Raw genomic sequence first — 21312 nt, forward strand, 5'->3', positions numbered from 1 at the left:
GAAATGTTAAGGAGGACTAAGGGGAATGAATCGTTCAGTTCGGATACTATTGTTTGCTACATTTATGATGAATTTTGGTACGTTTGCAGTATATACGTTTTTAGCAATTTATTTATCAAGCACACTGCAGTTTTCAGCTCTGCAAGTAGGCAGTGTATTAACTGTTTTAATGATAACCGCCAGAGTACTTCCATTTTTCGGTGGCAGCTTTGCGGATAAAATTGGATATGCTCGTTGTATGATGTGCGGGATGATGATACGTGCCCTTGGATTTATTAGTTTTGCATACTCTCTTTCTTTTGAGTGGGCAATAGCATCTGCAGCACTCACTGGACTTGGAACGGCGCTATATGAACCAGCAGTGAGTGCCTTCTTTAGTAGGCAAGATGAAAAAGTGAAAAAAAGAATTTTTACATATTTTAATCAAGCATTAAATGCTGGTGCGATTGTAGGGCCTTTAGCGGGCGGTGTATTAATTACATTTGAGGCATCGTTACCTTTTTTACTTGGTAGTGCTTTGTATACCGTGATTGGGGTGTTAATCTTTACATATCGCGCGGATTTAACAATAAAAGTTACTGCAGAAGATTCTATGAAAACAAATATGATAAATACATTAAAAGATAAACCATTCCTACATTTTAACCTCACGATGGTTTTATTTTGGATTATGTATAGCCAGCTCACTGTTATGTTTCCATTAATGATGTACAAAATTACACAATCACAAGCAGACGTTTCTTTTTTGATTACCACAAACTCAATATGTGGATTACTCGTTATGTTTGTATTAAGACGCTTATTTGAAGTACATAATCCAATGACTTTAATTATTAGAGGCATGATGATTATGACAATAGGTCTTTTTAGTAGCTGGATCTTTCTGGATAAGTGGTGGATCCTATTATGTGTTATCGTATTTACACTTGGAGAAACATTGGTTCTCCCAGCTTCAGATATAAAAGTGTCACTTTATAGTGAGGGGAAAGCATCTGGAACTTACTTTGGATTATCGAAAATTTCATTTGGAATTGGGGCGTCAATTGGGAGTTTCTTTGGTCCAATACTTTTCAATTTAAATCAGTGGGAAGGACTACCATGGTTGCTTATTTCGTTCACGGGTACGATAGGAGCGGCATTAATGATGTACTTAAAGAAGAAAGAGCATAATTCTGCTTATTATTCTTCGGTGAAGCATAGTTGAATTCCTATGTTATGATAAAGTAAAAGTGTAAACGGTAATAATGTAAAAGAGTCAATATGGGGCGAAAAGCAGGTCATTACAGAACAGCCTGATGGAAGTATATTATTTCAAGCTGCAATGAATGGGAGCGAATCTATTAAAAAATGGATTCTTGGGATGGGGTCTCGTGTGAAGGTGCTTGGGCCACCTTCATTAAAGGAAGAAATTGAGGAAGAGATACATGAAATGATGAAAATGTATCTTGATTTTTAAAAAATATATGGAAATATAAGGTTTACAACTTTATATTATGATAAAATAATTGTTGTAATTTGGAAAATAGGTATTTTGGGGGAATCACAGGTGAATTTCAAGAAAATTATAACAACAACAGGAATAGTCGTAGCATTATTACATACAGGAACTGTACAAGCAGCAGGTGGTTCCTTTACTGATGTACCGAAAGGGCATTGGTCAGAAGCTTCTATTGAGTATTTGACAAATAAGGGATTTGTAAGTGGTTATGGGAACGGAAAATATGGATTTGGCGATTATGTGACGCGTGGTCAAGTAACCGCAATTCTTTCGCGTTATTTAAATTTAGAGGCGAATTTGGAAGAGACGACTGAGTTTACTGATATTCAAGGGCATATGTTTGAGAAAGATATTTTAGCGGTTACACAATCCTATATCATGAGAGGTGATGGAACAGCTAATTTTAGGCCAAATGATCCAGTGAGTCGTTATGAAATAGCAGTTATTTTGGATAAATTATTTTCATTCTCGCTAAAAGAGATTCATAAGTTTGATGATATACTAGAGGATCACTGGGCAAGATGGTCAGTTAACAGATTACATTCTAACGGTATCATAAGCGGAATTGGCAATAATCAATATGGCGGGGATCAATATGTAACACGAGAACAATTTGCGAAGTTTTTCCATAGCTCAATTTTGGGGAATTCATTAGAAGATATTACATTTGTACATCCGCAATTAGAGAGTTTGGCGAAAACATTACAAAATGATGGGTATCATGCACGAGTTACAGAAGGAGTCGTCGTTTTTAATTGGAAAGATTCCTATAATGTTTCTGTTTCTCGAACAGATGAGAAAGAAGTCTCAATACGAACTAACACGTATTACGAAGATGATTCTAGTTTTTCTGAACACTTCAATTATATCTTCAATCAATTACAAAGTCATGGGTTACAATTTCATGTTGAAGAAACAAAAAATGCAATTTTAGATGCTGAGATTATGTACGGTGTTATATATGAAGATGAATATGTAAAAGTGACTGAAGCGGGCGGAAGTGTGATTATTATCTTCAAAAAATAAAGGAAGCAAGCAGATTATGCTTGCTTTTTTGCGTTATCTGGATTGAAGAATACCATGCTTTAGTATTGAAGTATGATCCACTATGTTACAATAAAACTAATAAACTACAAAGAATTGAGGAGCAAAATGACAAAAGAACTTATCCGGATTATCAATGATATGCCAGAAGATGAAGCAAGATCACTTCTTCGTTTGTTGTTAATTCAACTGAATGAAATGGATTCAGATTTAAATGAAGATGTGATGAACGTTTTAACGCATATCCCAAAGCAATTGATTGAATCACAAAAACCGAGACTACGTATGGCGGAAAGCACACATGTACATATCGCATTTGGCGACTCACCAGCAGGTTCTGTTCGCTGTATGTTGAAAGAAGCAAATTATAATGATCATTATGTCATTTCCTTTTCAGACGCCTTCTCCATCGGGCCGATACAAAAATTAGAGACAGAAGATGGACAAAACCTGCGTCAACAATGGCTTGCGAGACATTTAAATGCTGAAGATCTGTATTTTGAAGAAGAGTATTTACCAGCATTTCAGCGTTCAATGAGAGAACTGCAATCTATTCCAGAAGAAATGCCAATTACGATTTGGAAAGCGGACAATGCTCATGAGCATATTGGGCTTTGCTTTGTGTTAGCGCAGCTAAAGGGACGAAAAAATGTGCAAGTAATTAATACTTCAAAAGCAAATAATAAGCTGTTTTCAAAAGAATATAATATTCTTGCAACAGGAGAATTGCCACCAGAGAAACTTGCAGTTATGTACGAAACATATAAGTCATCTTCATTGTTAGAAGAGACGGTAAGAATTGAATTAGAAAAAGAATGGCAAGAGCTTTCGCAGCATACCGAGATTTTAAAAATCTGGGAAGAAAATCAAGTTGTTGCTGTGAATGAGAATTATTTTGATGCTTTTATTATTGAATGTGCCGAGCAAGTTGATGCAAAAGATAATTTTTGCAAATCAGCAAGAATTATCGGCGAAGTACTTGGTCATCTAGAACAATACATAGGTGATGATTTCCTTGAATATCGTTTAAGGACGTTAATTGAGAAAGGTATATTTAAGTCAGAAGGTTCACTGAAAGCAATGCGCTATTATAGTGTGAAACTTAACGAAAGATAGGAGTTGTTTCTATGTCTATCGTTTATACGACAGAATCACCAAAAATGTTTGAACAGGTACACGCTTTGTACGAATCATTAGGATGGAACTCACTCCGTTTAACTACACGTGATCTAGAAAAGATGTGTAATCAAAGCTGGTATGCTTTGTATGCTTTTCATGACGGAGAACTTATTGGTATGGGGCGAGTCGTTTCTGATGGCGTAATTACAGGTATTATTTGCGGTCTTTGTGTATCACCGTGCTATCAGTCAAAAGGAATCGGTAAAGAATTGCTGCGCCGCATTACGGAGCATTGCGAGAAGCATCGTGTTATTCCGCAACTTATGTGTGCTAGCGAATTAGAATTTTATTATGAATCAGCTGGATTTCGAAAGTTTACGGTTGGGATGACGAAAGATATAACTAGATGATTGAAAGAAACTACAATAATAGCGTATAATAAAAATAGGAACGTACGTTCTTTTTAGTTTATAGAAGGAGTGAATAATGAAAATGCAAAAAATTACACCGTTTTTGTTGTTCGAGGGCAATGCTGAAGAAGCAATGAATTATTACACAAGCTTAATTGAGGATTCTAGCATCATCCATATCTCTCGTTATGGAGCAGATCAACCAGGAGCAGAAGGAAGTGTTATGCAAGCTACCTTTTCATTAAAAGGCCAAGAATTCATGTGCATTGATAGTAGTATAAAGCATGAATTTACATTCACACCTTCTTTTTCATTATTTCTTACATGTGATAGTGAAGAGGAAATTGATCACTTATATGACAAGTTAAAAGATGGTGAGGCATTAATGTCACTAGGCGATTATGGGTTTAGTAAAAAGTTCGGTTGGATTGTTGATAAGTTTGGTGTTTCGTGGCAATTAAATCTTCCACATTAATGTATTAAAAAGACTTATGAGTAATCGTAAGTCTTTTTTTATGAGAAAGGTAAGATTTTTAATGACTTTCTCAATTCTTTTTTTCACCAATCAGTTATAGTATAGCTGTGGAGAATTTTTTCCATAACGATATGAAAGAGAGGGATTGCATGTCTTTCAAAAGCAAGCTTCCAATACAGTTTGGTGATATTCAGTTAGCCTCGGCTCGTTTTAAGGAAGAAGCATATGAAATTTATAAAGAATCACGTACGAAGCAGCCTATTTTACCTGTTTATAAAGGTGAGTATGGAACAGAGTGGCTTCTTACGAGATATGAAGATGCAGTGGCTATGTTAAAAGACCCCCGCCTCAAGAAAAATCCAGACAATGTATTTACTTCAGAAACTGAATTTAAACCAATTCTTAATGTAGATGAAAGTGATAATTTAACAAGACATATGTTAAATGCTGACCCGCCGGATCACAATCGATTACGATCACTTATTCAAAAAGCATTTACGCCTCGTATGATTTCGCAGTTAGAAGGAAGAATTCAACATATTGCAGATGCTTTGCTAGATAAAGTAGAGTACAAACAAGAGATGAATCTTGTTGAAGACTACGCATTTCCGTTGCCGATTAACGTTATAAGTGAAATGCTTGGTATACCAATAGAAGATCAAGAAAAATTTAGAATATGGTCAGAAGCTGTTATTGATACACCAGAAACACCGGAGGAGACAGAAGCAGTTGGTAAGAAGTTATCAGAGTTTATTGTGTATCTTCAGCAGCTAGTTGTGAAAAAACGAAATAACCCGCAAGAGGATTTGATAAGTGGTTTAATTGCGGCAGAAAGTGAAGGTAAGAAATTAGATGCACAAGAATTATACTCGATGATTATGTTGCTTATTGTTGCAGGACATGAAACAACAGTGAACTATATTACAAATACGATGTTAGCGCTATTTGAAAATGAAGATCAACTAAAATTATTGAAAGGAAATGAAAACCTTATCGATTCAGCTATTGAAGAAGGTTTGCGTTACTATTCTCCAGTTGAAGTGACAACAGCAAGATGGGCAGCAGAATCGTTTATGATGCACGGACAACAGATTGGAAAAGGTGATATGGTAACAATTTCATTAGCATCAGCAAACCGAGATGAGTCTATTTTCGAAAATCCAGATGTTTTTAATATTACGAGAAAAGATAATCGACATATTTCGTTTGGACATGGAATTCACTTTTGTCTAGGAGCCCCATTGGCACGATTAGAAGCGAAAATTGCAATCACAACGTTATTAAGACGTATGCCACATATACGAATATGTGGGGAACGTAAAGATATTAAATGGAAAGGGAATTATTTAATGCGTTCGCTTGAAGAATTACCAGTAACTTTTTAAGAGTAGGTATTGTTGGTTGTAAATGCCTTGAGATAAAGACAGTCTGTTAGAAGGCTGTCTTTTTTGTATTGTACGCATCAAAAATAAGCTTATACATAATAAAAATTTGCAACGGAAAGAAAGGTATTAAACGATAGAAAAGTGCCCATGCTAAATAAAAAGGAGGTGCAGTTTTATGGCTCAAGATGTACTTTGTGAAGTAAACAACTGTAAGTTTTGGGGAAATGGAAACAAATGTAATGCAGAATCTATTTATGTTGTCAGTCATGCAGGGAAACAAGCAAATGACAGCAAAGAAACAGATTGCAAAACATTCGTTCCAGAAGTGTAATCTTTGGCGGGTAACCATATCGGTGGTTGCCCGTTCTTATTTCTATTATTGATAATAAAAATCATTTTCATTCATATTTTGGTTATTTTTTATGAAAGTATACATTTATGAGAGTTTTTTAGTCATAATATAATTCGTTAACTTAATACCTTTTCGGATAACTTTCTGTTTTTGAATTACTGTAAATCCTTTTCGCTCAAAAAATGGTTTAGCTGTAATACTTGCTTCGGTATGAATTTCTGTAATTCTTTTTTGCTTCGCTTCCATTTCAAGAGTTTGTACTAGGGCAGAAGCAATTCCATGTCCTTGGTAGTCTTTATGAACATATAACCGATCAAGATAACCAGCATGCGTTAAATCAGCAAATCCAACGATATTGTTGTTAATTTTAGCAACATATGTGATGTTTTGAGAGAGGGAGTCTTGCCAAGATTGAATTTTTTCAGCTTGTTCTTCCCAAGGTGCCCATGCGTGAAGTTCTTCGCTTGTATAGTCTTTTTCATTTACATGGTGAACTGTTTCATAAAATAATGTAACAATTTCCTTCGTATCAAATGGATGAAATTTTGTGATTTTCATAAATGGATTAAAGGCTCCTTTCGTAAAGCGCTCCATGATATTTAAAGCATTTCAACTTTCTTTCGAATAACAATTTTATCAATATCATCCTCGTCATCCCCAATATATAAACCGCGTTCTTTTAAGTACATTTCAAAGTATAAATCTGCCTCTGCACGCTCGTCATATGGCTTAATTGATAAAACAAACCCTAGTTTGTTTTGTTCTTCTAATTGTACTGCTGATATGTAAGCAGGAATATTATGACGTAAAAAGAGTTCTTTTATCGGAATAATCATATCTTTCATTAATTTCTCTAATACATTCATTTCAATATCAAATGTAAAACGATCGATACTTGATAAATCAGCAAAAACAACACCAATGAATCCCGTATTAAAGATGTCTTCTAACTGTTCGTTTTCAATATCACCATTATAGAAGTTTTTTTCAATTAAATAATTTTTAAAATAAGCAATTCCTTCAGTATCTTCAAATGGTTTTGTGGAAAGAACGAAACCAATTTTTTGTTGTTTATGTAAATATACACATGATAAATGAGCAGGAACCCCATGATCTGCAAATAAGGAGCTTGTTGCTCTTACAAGGCCATCGAGCACATGATGTGTAATTTGTAGTTTTTTACGAGCAAAGTAATATGATTTTTTTTGTAGGTCCAATGTATCCATAAACACAGAGCCGATAAAACCTGTATTTGAAATAGTCGGTATCTGTTTTTTTCTTCCTCTGCGTTTCTTTTGAATCATTGTAAAATCATCCTCTCGTGAATCAATTCTAAATATAAAAGAACGTTTGTTCGTATATTTATATTTTACTACGAAAACCCTTAGAAGTAAAGGGTTTTCAAGGTTAAAAACAACAAAAAAACACCTTATAACAAGGTGTTTTCATAGCATAGGGAGGAGGTTCCAACCCGTATTATATATTAAGAAACAGTACTCATTTCCTCTACATCTTCTACATCTAAATGACAATCCATTGTACGTACATCTTGATCTTCATGACTTCCAAAATAAATAGTAATCTTCATATGTATCGCTCCTTTGTTTTAGTTTTCCTAAAACAATGATTTGTTTTCTTATTATATACTACTTTGTGTATTCAGGCAATCTTATCCATAATCACTAAATAGTTTTACAAAAATTCTTAAAATTATTATAATAAATTTATCTATATATAAGGAGGAATTTGACATGCAAAGAAAAGCACAAACATTCTCAAATGACGGAAGAGGAGTGAATATCAGCTAAGAAGAGATAACACTCCTACTTCCAGTTCTAGCAAAAAATAATAGATACGGAAAGTAGGAGAACAAGTGAAGAAACATACGATTGCATCGCATAACATAGCGATTTTATTTTGGGTACAGTTTTTTGGAACAATTAGTTTTTTACAGCCTGTGATGACCCTTTTTTATATGGAACGAGGGTTAACAGCATCACATATTTTTATCGTGTTAATGTGTTGGAGCGGTGCAGTATTAATTGGCGAAGTGCCTGCAGGTGTTTTTGCCGATCGATTTGGTGCGAAAATTTCCTTTTTAACAGGTAGTTTTATAAAAATAGTTAGTATTTCGATATTATTGTTTGCTGATAATATATGGCTATTTTTTTTGTATAGCTTATTGAACGGTCTTTCAGTGACCTTTTTCTCAGGTGCAGATGAAGCGCTAATTTATGAATCATTAAAAATGACAGATGAACAAGATCGAATGGACGAAGCAATGGGGAAAATTCAATCAGCAAGTTTTATGTCGATGTTGCTTGCGGTTGTTTTTGGTTCTTACTTTGCAAAAGATTTGAAGGAAGAACAGTTTCTTTTCCTTATTGTATTTAGTATCTGCTTTCAATTTGTAGAGCTTTTACTCTTATTTTTCATTAAAACACCACATAAACTTTCTGAAACACATGAAAAATGGTCTATACAAGTAATGCAGGGGATACAAGTTATTAAAAAATCTCCTCAGTTGCTTGTGATGTTTTTAAATGTGTCACTCGTATTTATTGCTGCGGGAGTTGCATTTGAAAAATTTGATCAGCCGTTATTAAAACATGCTGGATTACCTGTTTTTATGATTGGGATCGTTTATGCAATAGCTGCCATTATCGGTTATTTTGCATCTCGCTCGATTGGTTGGATGACGAAACGATTTTCTCATGTTACGTTATTACATGTAACAGGTTATTTAGCTGTGCTAGGGTTAGTTGTTGCTACATTATTCGGGGAAGAACTATGGATTGTGTTAGGGTCATTTTTTACACTGCGCTTTGTTAGAGCGGTTCGTTATCCAATCTACTCACAAATCAGTAACGATATCATTCCTTCTCATGTACGTGCTACAACCATTTCGTTACTGTCTGTCGTTGATTCGGTACTTGATTTAATCATTTTCGGATCGCTATCATTATTAGCAGTGCATGGTTTATCAGTTGTATTTATTGGGTGTGCAATCATTGCTTTTATCGGAACACTTTTACCGATTCGAAGAGTAAAAGAAGGTGTAGTAAAAACAACTGATTAGTTTGGAGAATCCATATATTTGATATCACAAAAGCTAGTACCTGTATGTAAAGGTACTGGTTTTTGTTATGCTGGTATATTTTGCACTGGGTGTGCATACGTTATAAATTAGGTTTTGTAACGAGTTCCATCAAATTAACTTTATTTTAACAAAATATTCATATTCCCTTAAAAGTTACCAATTAAACTGTATATGAGTCTGAAAGTAAGAAGGGAGTACATATTTTGATTACAAAACGCTTTTTACAAGCTACAGTTGTATCAGCTGCACTAATCGGAGTTGGATATGGTGTCATGAACCAAATGGAGGTAAAACCAGCTCAATCCAATGTTGATTCAAGTGAGATTTTAAATGTTGCACATAGAGGAGCATCAGGACATGCGCCGGAGCATACGCTGCTTTCTTATGAATTAGGCGAAAACATGCAAGGAAGCTACATTGAAGTTGACTTGCAAATGACAAAAGATGGAGAACTTGTTGCACTTCATGATGAAACGTTAGATCGGACTACAAATGGAACAGGTCTTGTAAAAGACTATACATTAGAAGAAATAAAAAAACTTGATGCAGGTTCTTGGTTTAATGAAGAATATCCAGAACAAGCAAAAGAAGAATATGTAGGGCTTACGATCCCAACATTAGATGAAGTAATTAAAAAGTTCGGAACAGATGCCCGTTATTATATTGAAACGAAATCACCAGAAGTATATCCTGGTATGGAAGAAAAACTACTTGAAGTATTACATAAACATAAGTTAATTGTAAAAGACATGAAATCTAGCAAAGTGGTGGTTCAATCATTTAGTCCAGAAAGCTTAAAGAAAATAAGTGAACTAAATGAAAATGTTCCACTTGTACAATTGCTTTGGTATGAAGAGCCAGCAAAAATTACTGACAAAGAATTAAAAGGATATAAAGAATATAGCATTGGACTTGGAATGAATTTTGATTGTATTGACGAAGCATATGTACAAAAAGTACGTGAGCATGGTTTAGAAATTCACCCGTACACAGTAAATGAAAAGAAAGATATGAAAATGCTATTGGATTGGGGCGTAACAGGTATGTTTACAAACTATCCAGATGATTTAGAAGAAGTTGTGACAGACGTGTATAAAAGTTAATACGCACGCTTCTCGTTTAATAAGAAAAGAGTAAAATGACGATATTTCGGACATAATTTCTTTTAAATGATAATGAGGAGTTGATCATCATGAAAAAACGTCAAGAAGAAAAACGAAAAGTAGAAGAAAATGCTCGCATTGAACAAAATGCGATTTATAGTGATCCGAAAGATGCGAGTAATGTACAGCCAGTTCCGCAGCCGAAGGATTATGATGAGATTGAGTACTAATATATGAAACAAACGCCCTTTTTATAGAGAAGGGCGTTTGTTTATCCTTTTTCGACAGAACACTCAACGTACAAGTAATTTCTAACCGTAGGGACTACGGAGTTAGCCTGCTAATATAATTGATGGATACATCGGTGTTCGCAGGAATCCACTACTTCAAGCGTTAGCTAAGTGGGGGTAGTTCAAGACTTTAAGAAGGTTGAAAAGTATCTTTTTGAAGAAGATTCCCCATAATAACATACGCTGTTTCTCCAGGATAAATAGGCTCTTTTACATCGATCCAATTTAATTTATTATACATACGACGAGCTATATCGTTATCCACTTGTGTTGTTAAGATGCTCGTTTTATTTGGAGCATTTTCTAATAAAATGTTATGTAAAATTGTTCCTAGTCCTTTTCCTCTATAATCTGTATGAACAGAAAGCTCAACACATTCAAAACAATCTTCTAGCCAATGTTGGTTGTTTTCTTCGGATAATGCAATCTTAAGTAGATCGTGGTAAAACTGTCCTTTTAAAGAAGTGTATCCGTATGAAAAACCGATAAGTAATCCTTCTTCATTTAAAGCAGCTACACCTTTAAACCCTTCATATCCTATATGCCTTACAACTCTTTCTGCAAACTCTTGCTCATTCGTTTTGTTGAAAACCGTACAATACAGAGCAGCAATTTGATTAATCAATCGTTTGTCATTTGTAATCGCTATTATATTCATTGTTTGATGCCCTCCTTTTCCTATATATTGTAAACGGATAAATAGAATTAATAAATAAAATTTAGAATATTATGTTATAATGGGAAGGACATTATTTGAACGAGCTAGGAAATTATTATGAAGTCAAGAAGAAAAGGAGAAACGTCATGTACTATTTTATAGTGGACATATAGTAACCGTTATATAGATTGCCGGGGTCCTCCTATAAAATGAAGTGAAAAAGAATAACTTTATTTTATAGGAGGATGGAAAAAATGAAAGATGTTTATTTTGATTATCTAGTTAAACAAGCAGAGGCACTTTTTGAAGGATGGGATTTTTCATTTATAAGTGGTACTGGTAGAATGAACGGTGAAGCGTTACCTTGGAGTTATATGAGCAAAGTACTAAAAGCACGTACGAAAGAAATTCATAGTATGTTAGATATGGGAACAGGCGGTGGTGAATTTTTCTCAATGCTAATGCCATTTCCTCAAAATACAGCTGCAACAGAAGCATATCCGCCGAATATACCGATTGCAAAGAATAAGTTAGAGCCTTTAGGCGTAAAAGTTTGTGGAATAGAGCGCGATGAGGAATTACCGTTTATGGATCAGGAGTTTGATCTCATTTTAAATCAACACGAGTCATACTCTGAACGTGAAGTGAAGCGTATTTTGCATGATAACGGTACTTTCATCACGCAGCAAGTAGGCGGTGAAGACTGTAATGACTTAAATTGCCTTTTACAAGCTGAAATCAATCCGGAATTCCTTCATTGGAATTTAGATTATGCTGTTAAGAAATTAGAAAAAGAAGGTTTCACAATTACTGAAAAAGATGAAGCATTCCCGCTACTACGCTTTTATGATGTTGGTGCAATCATTTATTATTTAAAAGCAATTCCGTGGCAAGTTCTTGATTTCTCAGTGGAACGGTATGAGGAGAAGTTACGAGAGATTCATCATTACATTGAAGAAAATGGTTATGTAGAAATTAAGACACATCGGTTTTATATTGTTGCGAAGAAAAGATTGTAGTGTAAAGCTCCTTAAGATAAAGGGGCTTTTTCAATGGAGAAATTTATGTTGTTTATATGATAATATAATGATGAATGTATTTTCCAATAAAAGTAATGTTTGGGGTGTTCTTGTAATGAATAAATTATTTTATATAGAAGACGATGTAGAAATAGGTGACTTTGTATTTGACGCTCTTACTGAAAAAGGTTATGAAGTAGAGTGGCTAAAGTCCGGAAATAACTTTCAAGAACATTTAAAGCATGCGGATTTAATTATACTAGATGTTATGCTGCCGGGATTAGATGGATTTACGCTTGGGAAGCGAATAAAAGAGTTAACTCCAAATACTCCTATTATATACTTAACCGCTCTTAGTACAATAGAAGATAAACTATTGGGACTAGAAAATGCAGATGATTATATGACTAAGCCGTTTGATCCGAGAGAATTAATCATTAGGGTTGAAAATTTATTAAAAAGGTATGACAAAATCTCTAGACACGTCTATGATGTGAAGCATTTGAAAGTAGATTTACAAGCTAATCAAATTATAAACAGTGAGACAAATGAAGAGATTTTACTTACCGGTATACAATACGGTATATTGTCTTATTTATTAAAGAATCATAATCAGATTGTAACGAAAGAACAAATTTATAATTACGTTTGGAAAGATACATATATGGAAGGTGATAAAGTAGTCAATGTACATATGAAATATTTACGGGGAAAAATAGAGAAGAATTCAAAGAAACCTGTAATCATAGAAACGATTCGTGGTTTAGGATACAGGATTAAACTATGAAATTATCAACAAAGTATATAATTGTGATTTTGTTATCGATCTTATTTTTTCCCATTTCTTATTTTGGAGTTAATTTTTCTTATTATGTTTTCGTAAATGTGTTAGGAAGTTTTTCTGATGAAAAATTTATTAGTGAAGAGCAACTTAAGCAGCATTGGAACGAAACATTAACGAAGCTTGCCTCTAAAAATGATAAAGAAATTACATCTATATTAGAAAAAAGTACAATCATTCCAGGGCAACGGGTATATTGGATTAGTGATCAAGGTGAAATTATTTATACTACTGAACAACATGTAAGTTATAACTGGAATGCAGCAGATATCATGAGTTTTATGGAAAGTAATGAAACAGATTCTTTTTATCATCATACTTCTTATTTACAGGGTAGCAATAAGAGTGGATATATTATTTTACAAGTACCATATGAACAAATCGGAACAAAATGGCAAGTGTTAAAAGATCAATATTCATCGTTTTGGTATATGTTCTTGTTAACGATTTGGGGATTATTTGTTTATATAACATGGCTATTCTTTAAGAAAATCAGTAATAGATTAATAAAGATGCAAAAACATATGGAAAAAAATAAAGATACATTGATTCCTTCTAAAATGATAGTTGGTAAGAAAGATGAAATAGGAAATTTAGAAGAATCATTTAACCGTATGGTGGATGATTTAAATCGAAGCTACCAAAAAGAAGAAAAGGAAAAGTTAATACGAAAAAAACTCATTGCTAGTCTTTCACATGATTTGAAAACACCCTTATCAATTATAAGGGGACATGCTCATAAACTCCAAGGTTCACAACAAACGCATGCTGAGAAGAAATCGACAGAAACCATTATTACAAAAGTTGATTTTCTCGGTGAATTAATTGATAATCTTTCCTCGTATACTGTACTTAGTGAAGGACGTCTTCCATTACATAGTAAAAAACAAAATATAGTACCTATTATAAGAAAATCGTTAATTGATTGGTATCCGCTGTTTGAAGAATTACAATTTGAAGTTGATGTAGATCTATCAAAATCATTAAACTGGGATATTGATGAAACATGGGTGCTTAGAGTTTTAAATAATGTATTTCAAAATGTAAAACGGCATGCTTATGAAGGGAAATATTTAAAAGTAGCAACGGGTGAAACAGATGAAATGGAGTTCATTATCATTGTTGATCGCGGACCAGGGTTTGAAAAAGGTTCAAATAATAAAGGCGAAGGGATTGGATTGTCCATTGTTTATATGATGACAGAACAAATGGGGTTGCATGTTAAAGTAACAACTTTAAAAACTGGAACACAGATTTGTATTTGTAAATGGAAAGAGAATTTAATCTAATTTTAAACTGAAACACTCCTTAAAGTTAACTTTTCTTAAATAAAATAAAGGTAATGAAACGTTATCAAGGAGGAAAAATATATGGAAGCTGTTTTCTTTATATTAGCTTTACTATCATTCATCGTATCAGTTGCTATGTTAATAGGTAATGCTATCAATCGTGGTTTAGGGGTATTGTTAACGTGGGAAGGAACGAAACGACCTGTAATCTTTTTTGCATTTTATATCGTGTTTTATGTCATATTCCTTATTATTGAAAATGGATACATATAAAGAGAAAAGCCCCTTAAAAAGGGGCTTTTCTTATGCGGATTGAACATCTTCGTTCTCTACCGGTTCATCAATTTGCAAACCGTTCTTTTTATTTATGTGTTGTTTTTGTTATAATTTACTAAATAATGGGATAAGGGTGAGGTATATTGGAATCAATTGAACTAGTAGAGTTAGATGAGGCGAATGTACATAATGAGGGGTGTTATTGTCTTCGGAGTAATCCAAGTTCAACAGGTTATATGAATAAAAGCAAATGGCTTACGGAAAGATTCCATGAAGGGTTAAAGTATATAAAAATCATGGAAAATGGGAAACTAGCAGGGTTTATTGAATATACCTCGATTGAATCTTCCTCAAGAGTTGTTTATGGGGAAAATTATTTGGTGATTCATTGTTTATGGGTAAATAGAACGGGAAAAGGATATGCTTCAAAATTAATTCAGAAAAGTATTCAAGATGCTAAAGAACAAAAGAAAGATGGCGTAGTGGTCGTTACCAATCCAAACACCTCTTGGGCACCTAGTAAGGATATTTTTATAAAAAACCACTTTCAAGAAGTAGATCATGCTCCTTATGGATTTGAGTTGCTCGTTCACAAGTTTGGACATGCCCCTAATCCATATTTCCCGAACGATTGGGATGAGCGGCTTCATCTTTTTGAAGATTTAACAATCCTTCGTACGCAGCAATGTCCATTTGTTGATGTAGCAACTCATAATGTCGTTCAAGCGGCAAAGAAATTAAATATCCATGTACATATTATTGACATGAAAAGCCGAGAAGAATTGTTAAGGCTTTCTCCAACTCCTTATGGTATTTATGGAGTCGTCTACAAAAATCAATTTGTATCATTTCATAGACTGACAGTTCATTCTGCAATGAAGCATTTCGCCATAGTCGTTCTTCTACACTTGCTTCTAATTCAACGAAACAAACTTCGCCGCCATTTGATTCAAATATGTCACAAATCTTCTCAACAAAATATTTTAACATGATTATCTTATTATATAGATACAAGCAGGTTATTTCGTATAAAAAGAAGAACAGTATTTATAATCAGAAGGAGGAATAGTGATGGTTATTTTAAAAGAAATGACAGCTTTGCAATTTGAAAGTTATATAGAAGATGCGATTCAAAGTTATGCTAGGCAAAAAGTTGCTGCTGGTAATTGGACAAGTGAAGAGGCAATGAGTAAATCAAAAGAAGAATTTCAACGTCTGCTACCAGATGGTGAAAAAACAGAAAACAACTATTTATTTACGATTTTTGCTGAAGACGAAGAGGTTGGTATGATCTGGATTTCTCGTATATTTGATGAGGTCGGATTTATTTATAAAATTCAAATTGCTGAAGCATTTCAAGGAAAAGGATATGGGAAAGCAGCAATGAAAGAAATCGAAATCGTCGCGAAAGAATTAGGGATGAAAAAGATAGAATTGCATGTTTTTGGTCATAACAAAGTAGCAAAACATCTATATGAAAGTTTAGACTATGAAACAACAAATATAAGAATGGCAAAGACAATCGTTTAGAAAGGGGTATATGATGACATTTCCAATGTTAGAAACAAAAAGACTACACTTAGTCGAAATACAAGAAGAACATATTGATGCGATTTATGATACATTCTCACGTGAAGAAGTTACACAGTATTATGGGATGGCACCTTTTAGGAAGAAAGAGCAAGCTGCAAATATGATAAAGTCATTTACAAAGAATTATGAAGAGAAACGTGCAATCCGCTGGGGGATTATATTAAAAGAAACAGGCAAATTAATTGGAACAGTAGGTTTAAATAATTTACAAACATGGGCAAAGAAATCGGAAATCGGATATGATATTCATCCTTCTTTTTGGAGGAAAGGTTATGCGTACGAAGCTGCTAAAGAAGTGGTGAATTATAGCTTTCAATATTTACAATTATTTCGTCTGGCTGCTATTACATATCCAAATAACATTGCTTCATCTTCTTTATTAATAAAACTAGGATTTCAAAAAGAAGGTGTATTAAGAGGTTATATTTTTGATGGGAAGCAGTCAAATAATGGAGCCATTTATGCAATTGTAAAGACAGATTGGGAACGAATTTTCCTTTGTGAAAAACAAGCAGTAGAAAAATAATAGAAGATGTGAAAGGCGAGGTTTCTTCAATCGAGGAGACCTCTTTTTTATATAGTCATAGTCAAAATAGGCATATGAACAAGTTTCATCTATGTGAAATGAGTCATACTTTGTTGGTGGATATACGAATTGAGGATAGTTGTCTATTTTTGAGAGGAGATAATCAATATGAATCAATTTCAACAAGATTTACAATCCCTACATTTAAATGATTATCAATCTGGTAATGTTGTGTATTGGGATCAGCAAAATGTTCTACCGTATTACACTACTTATGATGATGCTGCACGCCGCTGTGGTGGTTGTGGAGGCTGCGGTGGTAGATGCGGAGGCTGTGGTGGTTGCGGAGGCTGCGGTGGTAGATGCGGAGGCTGTGCACGTTGCTTCGGTTGTTTTGGATGCTTCAGCTGTTTTGGTGCATGGTGGATTTAAATTTATGACAATACCCCCTTTCTCGTTATAGGGCAAGTTTCTCCCATCATATATTCATTATGATGAGGACATAGAAAAAACGAGGAAGGGGGATTTCTATGGAGTCGTTACATGTTTCTACACGATTAAAAATGAAGAGAGATACGTTTTTTCTTCCTGATTCAAATGGAAATGTATACTTTCGAAATAATGTAAGTTCGTTTCAGATGAAAGGCCAATCTATTAATCAGTGGATTGAAAAGCTGACTCCTATGTTTAATGGTGAACATACGTTGGGGGAGTTAACAGATGGATTGCCAGATTCATATAAAAGTCGTGTGTTTGAAATTGCGACAATCTTATATGAAAATGGTTTTGCAAAAGATGTGAGTGAAGATCATCCTCATCAGTTATCAGAATCTATCCTTAAAAAGTATGCTTCTCAAATTGAATTTTTGGATAACTTTCATCACTCTGGTGCTTATCGTTTTCAGCAGTACCGTCAAAGTAATATATTAGCAGTTGGATCCGGTTCTATTTTTCTGTCACTTATTTCATCGCTCCTGGAAAGTGGAATAAAGACATTGTATATGATGGGTACAAATACGGAAGGGACAAATATGGAAAGGCTACATGAACTTATCCAACATGGAAAAGAGAATGACCCGGAGTTACTTGTATATGAAGTTCCTTTTACAGAAAATCAGAACATGTTACAAAGGTTTGATTGTGTGTTATATGTATCAGAAAAAGAAAACGTAGACGAACTTCGCAAGTTCCATTGTATTTGTAAAGAGCAGAATAAAATGTTTTTTCCTGCTTTATGTATAAATGGAGTCGGGTTAGCAGGTCCTCTTGTGCATGAGGAAAACAAAACTTGCTGGGAATCGGCTTGGCATAGAATTCATGCATCTGTATTTCCGGAAGATCGAAAAAATCATGCACCATCTTCTACTGCAGAAGCGTTGCTTGCAAATGTGGCTGTGTTTGAATGTTTTAAGAAAATGACTGGTATAACAAAGTCTTCAGAGACAAACCGTTTTTTTCTTCTTAATTTAGAAACGTTAGAAGGGAATTGGCATTCTTTTGCAACTCATCCTTTTGTAACAGAAAGTATTCAAATACAACCATTTCAAGATTTTGAGGAATTAGCAGAGAAAAGTGAAAAATCCAATGAAGAAATTCTCCGTCTTCACCCTTTTATCTCAAAAGAAACGGGTGTATTTCACATTTGGGAAGAAGGGGATTTAATACAATTACCTTTAGCACAGTGCCGTGTTCAGGTGGCAGATTTGTTATCAGAGGGACCAGCTCACGTATTATCTGAAATCATTTGCAGTGGTTTTACACATACAGAGGCAAGATGCGAAGCTGGGCTATGCGGAATTGAAGCGTATGTTGCTCATATTATTGATACACCACAAATCATTGGAGTTGGTGTTGGCGTATCAAAAGTAGAGTGTGTATACCGTGGTTTGCAGCATTATCTAGATCAGGAGTTAAAAAGAAGTAAAGAAATATGTGCGTTACGAGTATGTTTAGAACCAATAGAAGACAAACGTTCTCGATTTTACTTTGAAGCATTAAAGACGATGTGCGGAGAACCACTCATTGCTTTTGGAGAACCATTACATGAGTTTCCCGTTGCACTCGTTCAAGTTCGCAATCAGTGGTATGCAAGTGTTGGCTTTAGTCACTCCATTGCTTTACAGCGTGTGTTAGAGCGAGCGCTTAAAGCAGTTCAAAATGGAACGGAGCAAGAAGTAGCACCATTTTATGTATTCTTGCAAGAAGATGAACCTACATCTGTAGTCATTCCTTCTTCCGCAGATGTAGAACAAAAAGATACTTTACAATCTGTGATGCAAACTTTACAACAGCAAAATAAACAACTTTCTGTATTTGATATTACGTTAGGTGAAGAGTGGGAACAACATATTGCAGGGATTGTCACCGTATCGTTACGAGAGGAGGATGCATAATGAGTGCTTCAATCGTAATTGTCGGAGAAGGTTTACTTGCAAACTATGCGTATGAGAAGTTGTCTGTTTATTATAATGTTAATCAGCAAAATGATTTTCAAATAGATATCAATAGGCAGACGGATTTACTTCTTGTATTACATGATATTTGGAATCCCAATATTCATAGACAGGCTGAATATATTGGGATTCCATGGCTAAGGGCTTTTATTTCATTTGGTGAAGGAATAATTGGACCATTTGTACAGCCACGTACATCAGGATGTTCACAGTGCGCAGATATGCGGCGTTTGTTAGCTAGTAATGATTCAAAGGAAATGTTAGGAGTACAACAAAAACTAACTGAAGAAGAAACAAAGAATCACGATGCATGGGCATCTCGTAGTGGAATTCTGCAAATGTTACACATTTTAATGGAAGAAGTGCATGAAATTATTTGTTATAAGCGCTCTCGGTTAACAGAGCACATTTGCACGATAAATCTTCAAACGTTTAAAAGTTCTTACCATTTTTTTCTCCCGCACCCGCTTTGTCCTATGTGTAGTCAAATACCTGATGATTCCCCTGATCTTGCAAAGGTTACATTGCAGCCAAGTCCAAAAATAAACGCTACTTCATACCGTAGCCGTTCTATGTCAGAATTACAACATGTGTTAGCGAAAGATTACTTAAGTAATAAAACAGGACTTTTAAATGATAAAGTGTACGATTTGACCCCTCCGTTTGCAGATGTCACTATTAATCTTCCGCTGCTATTTGGGAATGAAGGAACGGCTGGGCGAACACTATCTTATGAAGAAAGTGAATTAACTGCGATTTTAGAAGGGTTAGAGCGGTATAACGGGTTAGAAGCTCGTGGGAAACGAACTGTTGTATATGATACATTTCGCAACATAGCGTCTTATGCATTAAATCCAATAGCAGTTGGGCTTCATGCACCGGACCAATATAAGAAAGAAAACTTTCCGTTTCAACCATTTCATCCAGATCGAAAAATGAAATGGGTATGGGGATATTCTTTTTTACAAGAACACCCGCTTTTAGTTCCAGAATTACTTGCATATTATAGTTTAAGTCGTGATGGTTTCGTCTATGAAACTTCAAATGGTTGTGCAATGGGTGGTAGTTTAGAAGAAGCAATTTTGCACGGGATATTTGAAGTTATTGAACGGGATTCTTTTTTACTTACTTGGTATGGGGAGTTACCTCTTCCAAAGCTAGATTTATTGTCTGTAGATGATATAGAGTTACAACTCATGATGCAGCGTATAGAAGTTGTTGGTGGCTATGAGCTTCATGCTTTTCAATCGACGATGGAGCATGGAATTCCAAGTGTATGGATGATTGCAAAAAATAAGAAAGAAAAAGGGATGAATTTACTTTGTGCAGCTGGAGCGCATTTAGATCCAGTTCGCGCTGTAAAAGGAGCTCTTTATGAGTTAGCAGGGATGATGTTAACATTAGATGAAAAATTAGAGAATCATCGGAAAAAATATGAAAAGATGCTATCGAATCCGTTTCTTGTGAAAGAAATGGATCATCATGCCATGCTTTACGGTTTACATGAAGCAGAAGAACGACTTCACTTTTTATTACAAAATGCTAAGCCTAAGAGAACGTTTCAAGATGCTTTTGGTGAAACGAAGCGACATGCGTATATAACTGAAGATTTACAATGTGTTTTACAAACTTTAAAAGAAAAGAATCTAGAAGTCATTGTTGTAAATCAAACAACACCAGAAATAACGAGAAATGGGCTTCATTGTGTCAAGGTTATCATTCCAGGAATGTTGCCAATGACGTTTGGATACCACCTTACTCGTTTAGTCGGATTAGAAAGGGTACTAAAAATACCAGCGGAACTTGGATATAGAAAAGAACCTCTCACGTACGAGCAATTAAATCCACATCCGCATCCATTTCCGTAATGAGGAGGGATAC

24 protein-coding genes are annotated in these 21312 nt (G+C 34.6%); 21 read left to right on the forward strand and 3 right to left on the reverse strand.

Annotated features, from left to right (window positions below; all coding sequences use genetic code 11):
* Positions 1–25: 25 nt before the first annotated feature.
* The 8 genes from BAMA_RS14270 to BAMA_RS24080 all read left to right on the forward strand — a co-directional run bounded on the left by BAMA_RS14270 (position 26) and on the right by BAMA_RS24080 (position 6262).
* Positions 26–1204 carry an MFS transporter gene (locus BAMA_RS14270; RefSeq protein ID WP_034640152.1) on the forward strand — a complete coding sequence of 393 codons (1179 nt, stop codon included), beginning with the start codon at positions 26–28 and terminating at the stop codon, positions 1202–1204.
* Between the two features lie 54 nt (positions 1205–1258).
* Positions 1259–1456 (forward strand): WCX domain-containing protein, encoded by a 198-nt coding sequence (locus BAMA_RS24075; protein ID WP_084158003.1) that lies wholly within the window; start codon positions 1259–1261, stop codon positions 1454–1456.
* Between the two features lie 90 nt (positions 1457–1546).
* On the forward strand, positions 1547–2524 hold the full coding sequence (locus BAMA_RS23540; protein ID WP_051758960.1) for an S-layer homology domain-containing protein: 978 nt from the start codon (positions 1547–1549) through the stop codon (positions 2522–2524).
* A 126-nt stretch (positions 2525–2650) separates the two neighbouring features.
* Positions 2651–3658 carry a DUF1835 domain-containing protein gene (locus tag BAMA_RS14280; protein WP_034640154.1) on the forward strand — a complete coding sequence of 336 codons (1008 nt, stop codon included), beginning with the start codon at positions 2651–2653 and terminating at the stop codon, positions 3656–3658.
* Between the two features lie 11 nt (positions 3659–3669).
* Complete coding sequence (locus tag BAMA_RS14285; RefSeq protein WP_034640157.1) at positions 3670–4071, forward strand: GNAT family N-acetyltransferase; 402 nt, start codon at positions 3670–3672, stop codon at positions 4069–4071.
* An 82-nt stretch (positions 4072–4153) separates the two neighbouring features.
* Complete coding sequence (locus BAMA_RS14290) at positions 4154–4546, forward strand: VOC family protein (protein ID WP_034640465.1); 393 nt, start codon at positions 4154–4156, stop codon at positions 4544–4546.
* Between the two features lie 149 nt (positions 4547–4695).
* On the forward strand, positions 4696–5931 hold the full coding sequence (locus tag BAMA_RS14295) for a cytochrome P450 family protein (RefSeq protein ID WP_034640159.1): 1236 nt from the start codon (positions 4696–4698) through the stop codon (positions 5929–5931).
* A gap of 175 nt (positions 5932–6106) precedes the next feature.
* Positions 6107–6262, forward strand: coding sequence for a DUF1540 domain-containing protein (locus tag BAMA_RS24080; protein WP_084158004.1), 156 nt, complete (start codon positions 6107–6109; stop codon positions 6260–6262).
* Positions 6263–6367: 105 nt separating this feature from the next.
* Here BAMA_RS24080 and BAMA_RS14300 read toward each other — a convergent pair whose 3' ends face one another.
* Together BAMA_RS14300 and BAMA_RS14305 are read right to left on the reverse strand one after the other, a co-directional pair.
* A complete protein-coding gene (locus BAMA_RS14300; protein WP_034640161.1) occupies positions 6368–6841 on the reverse strand; it encodes a GNAT family N-acetyltransferase in 474 nt (157 codons plus the stop codon).
* A gap of 41 nt (positions 6842–6882) precedes the next feature.
* Positions 6883–7587 carry a hypothetical protein gene (locus tag BAMA_RS14305; protein ID WP_034640164.1) on the reverse strand — a complete coding sequence of 235 codons (705 nt, stop codon included), beginning with the start codon at positions 7585–7587 and terminating at the stop codon, positions 6883–6885.
* A gap of 569 nt (positions 7588–8156) precedes the next feature.
* Between BAMA_RS14305 and BAMA_RS14310 the strand changes: the two genes are divergently transcribed.
* The 3 genes from BAMA_RS14310 (at position 8157) to BAMA_RS24955 (ending at position 10716) form a co-directional block, all read left to right on the forward strand.
* A complete protein-coding gene (locus BAMA_RS14310) occupies positions 8157–9362 on the forward strand; it encodes an MFS transporter (RefSeq protein ID WP_034640166.1) in 1206 nt (401 codons plus the stop codon).
* A gap of 293 nt (positions 9363–9655) precedes the next feature.
* Positions 9656–10486 (forward strand): glycerophosphodiester phosphodiesterase, encoded by an 831-nt coding sequence (locus BAMA_RS14315; RefSeq protein WP_084158010.1) that lies wholly within the window; start codon positions 9656–9658, stop codon positions 10484–10486.
* 89 nt (positions 10487–10575) lie between these two features.
* Positions 10576–10716 carry a hypothetical protein gene (locus BAMA_RS24955; protein WP_034640168.1) on the forward strand — a complete coding sequence of 47 codons (141 nt, stop codon included), beginning with the start codon at positions 10576–10578 and terminating at the stop codon, positions 10714–10716.
* A 190-nt stretch (positions 10717–10906) separates the two neighbouring features.
* Here the strand turns inward: BAMA_RS24955 and BAMA_RS14325 are convergent, their stop codons facing one another.
* The gene (locus tag BAMA_RS14325; protein WP_034640170.1) at positions 10907–11434 is read right to left on the reverse strand and encodes a GNAT family N-acetyltransferase; all 528 of its coding nucleotides are present in this window, start codon (positions 11432–11434) and stop codon (positions 10907–10909) included.
* Positions 11435–11688: 254 nt separating this feature from the next.
* On the opposite strand from BAMA_RS14325, the gene BAMA_RS14330 reads away from it, so the two are divergent.
* The 10 genes from BAMA_RS14330 (at position 11689) to BAMA_RS14375 (ending at position 21299) form a co-directional block, all read left to right on the forward strand.
* Positions 11689–12453 carry a methyltransferase domain-containing protein gene (locus tag BAMA_RS14330; protein WP_034640172.1) on the forward strand — a complete coding sequence of 255 codons (765 nt, stop codon included), beginning with the start codon at positions 11689–11691 and terminating at the stop codon, positions 12451–12453.
* 115 nt (positions 12454–12568) lie between these two features.
* A complete protein-coding gene (locus BAMA_RS14335) occupies positions 12569–13240 on the forward strand; it encodes a response regulator transcription factor (protein ID WP_034640471.1) in 672 nt (223 codons plus the stop codon).
* Positions 13237–14583 carry a HAMP domain-containing sensor histidine kinase gene (locus BAMA_RS14340; protein ID WP_034640175.1) on the forward strand — a complete coding sequence of 449 codons (1347 nt, stop codon included), beginning with the start codon at positions 13237–13239 and terminating at the stop codon, positions 14581–14583. Before BAMA_RS14335 ends, BAMA_RS14340 begins: the two co-directional genes overlap by 4 nt.
* A gap of 81 nt (positions 14584–14664) precedes the next feature.
* Complete coding sequence (locus BAMA_RS14345; protein ID WP_034640177.1) at positions 14665–14856, forward strand: hypothetical protein; 192 nt, start codon at positions 14665–14667, stop codon at positions 14854–14856.
* Positions 14857–15002: 146 nt separating this feature from the next.
* Positions 15003–15851 (forward strand): GNAT family N-acetyltransferase, encoded by an 849-nt coding sequence (locus BAMA_RS14350; protein WP_084158005.1) that lies wholly within the window; start codon positions 15003–15005, stop codon positions 15849–15851.
* Between the two features lie 79 nt (positions 15852–15930).
* Positions 15931–16389 (forward strand): GNAT family N-acetyltransferase, encoded by a 459-nt coding sequence (locus tag BAMA_RS14355; RefSeq protein ID WP_034640179.1) that lies wholly within the window; start codon positions 15931–15933, stop codon positions 16387–16389.
* A 13-nt stretch (positions 16390–16402) separates the two neighbouring features.
* Positions 16403–16978 carry a GNAT family N-acetyltransferase gene (locus BAMA_RS14360; protein WP_034640181.1) on the forward strand — a complete coding sequence of 192 codons (576 nt, stop codon included), beginning with the start codon at positions 16403–16405 and terminating at the stop codon, positions 16976–16978.
* A gap of 168 nt (positions 16979–17146) precedes the next feature.
* Complete coding sequence (locus tag BAMA_RS14365) at positions 17147–17410, forward strand: heterocycloanthracin/sonorensin family bacteriocin (protein WP_084158006.1); 264 nt, start codon at positions 17147–17149, stop codon at positions 17408–17410.
* Positions 17411–17508: 98 nt separating this feature from the next.
* Complete coding sequence (locus BAMA_RS14370; protein WP_034640186.1) at positions 17509–19371, forward strand: putative thiazole-containing bacteriocin maturation protein; 1863 nt, start codon at positions 17509–17511, stop codon at positions 19369–19371.
* Positions 19371–21299 (forward strand): TOMM precursor leader peptide-binding protein, encoded by a 1929-nt coding sequence (locus BAMA_RS14375; protein WP_034640188.1) that lies wholly within the window; start codon positions 19371–19373, stop codon positions 21297–21299. Before BAMA_RS14370 ends, BAMA_RS14375 begins: the two co-directional genes overlap by 1 nt.
* Positions 21300–21312: the final 13 nt, after the last annotated feature.

The organism is Bacillus manliponensis, assembly GCF_000712595.1.
GTDB classification, from domain to species: Bacteria; Bacillota; Bacilli; order Bacillales; family Bacillaceae_G; genus Bacillus_A; species Bacillus_A manliponensis.

Coding starts and splice junctions, on each gene's coding strand:
- BAMA_RS14270 (WP_034640152.1), top strand. CDS start 26: ATGAATCGTTCAGTTCGGATACTATTGTTTGCTACATTTATGATGAAT.
- BAMA_RS14280 (WP_034640154.1), top strand. CDS start 2,651: ATGACAAAAGAACTTATCCGGATTATCAATGATATGCCAGAAGATGAA.
- BAMA_RS14285 (WP_034640157.1), top strand. CDS start 3,670: ATGTCTATCGTTTATACGACAGAATCACCAAAAATGTTTGAACAGGTA.
- BAMA_RS14290 (WP_034640465.1), top strand. CDS start 4,154: ATGCAAAAAATTACACCGTTTTTGTTGTTCGAGGGCAATGCTGAAGAA.
- BAMA_RS14295 (WP_034640159.1), top strand. CDS start 4,696: ATGTCTTTCAAAAGCAAGCTTCCAATACAGTTTGGTGATATTCAGTTA.
- BAMA_RS24080 (WP_084158004.1), top strand. CDS start 6,107: ATGGCTCAAGATGTACTTTGTGAAGTAAACAACTGTAAGTTTTGGGGA.
- BAMA_RS14300 (WP_034640161.1), bottom strand. CDS start 6,841: ATGAAAATCACAAAATTTCATCCATTTGATACGAAGGAAATTGTTACA.
- BAMA_RS14305 (WP_034640164.1), bottom strand. CDS start 7,587: ATGATTCAAAAGAAACGCAGAGGAAGAAAAAAACAGATACCGACTATT.
- BAMA_RS14315 (WP_084158010.1), top strand. CDS start 9,656: ATGAACCAAATGGAGGTAAAACCAGCTCAATCCAATGTTGATTCAAGT.
- BAMA_RS24955 (WP_034640168.1), top strand. CDS start 10,576: ATGAAAAAACGTCAAGAAGAAAAACGAAAAGTAGAAGAAAATGCTCGC.
- BAMA_RS14325 (WP_034640170.1), bottom strand. CDS start 11,434: ATGAATATAATAGCGATTACAAATGACAAACGATTGATTAATCAAATT.
- BAMA_RS14330 (WP_034640172.1), top strand. CDS start 11,689: ATGAAAGATGTTTATTTTGATTATCTAGTTAAACAAGCAGAGGCACTT.
- BAMA_RS14335 (WP_034640471.1), top strand. CDS start 12,569: ATGAATAAATTATTTTATATAGAAGACGATGTAGAAATAGGTGACTTT.
- BAMA_RS14340 (WP_034640175.1), top strand. CDS start 13,237: ATGAAATTATCAACAAAGTATATAATTGTGATTTTGTTATCGATCTTA.
- BAMA_RS14345 (WP_034640177.1), top strand. CDS start 14,665: ATGGAAGCTGTTTTCTTTATATTAGCTTTACTATCATTCATCGTATCA.
- BAMA_RS14355 (WP_034640179.1), top strand. CDS start 15,931: ATGGTTATTTTAAAAGAAATGACAGCTTTGCAATTTGAAAGTTATATA.
- BAMA_RS14360 (WP_034640181.1), top strand. CDS start 16,403: ATGACATTTCCAATGTTAGAAACAAAAAGACTACACTTAGTCGAAATA.
- BAMA_RS14365 (WP_084158006.1), top strand. CDS start 17,147: ATGAATCAATTTCAACAAGATTTACAATCCCTACATTTAAATGATTAT.
- BAMA_RS14370 (WP_034640186.1), top strand. CDS start 17,509: ATGGAGTCGTTACATGTTTCTACACGATTAAAAATGAAGAGAGATACG.
- BAMA_RS14375 (WP_034640188.1), top strand. CDS start 19,371: ATGAGTGCTTCAATCGTAATTGTCGGAGAAGGTTTACTTGCAAACTAT.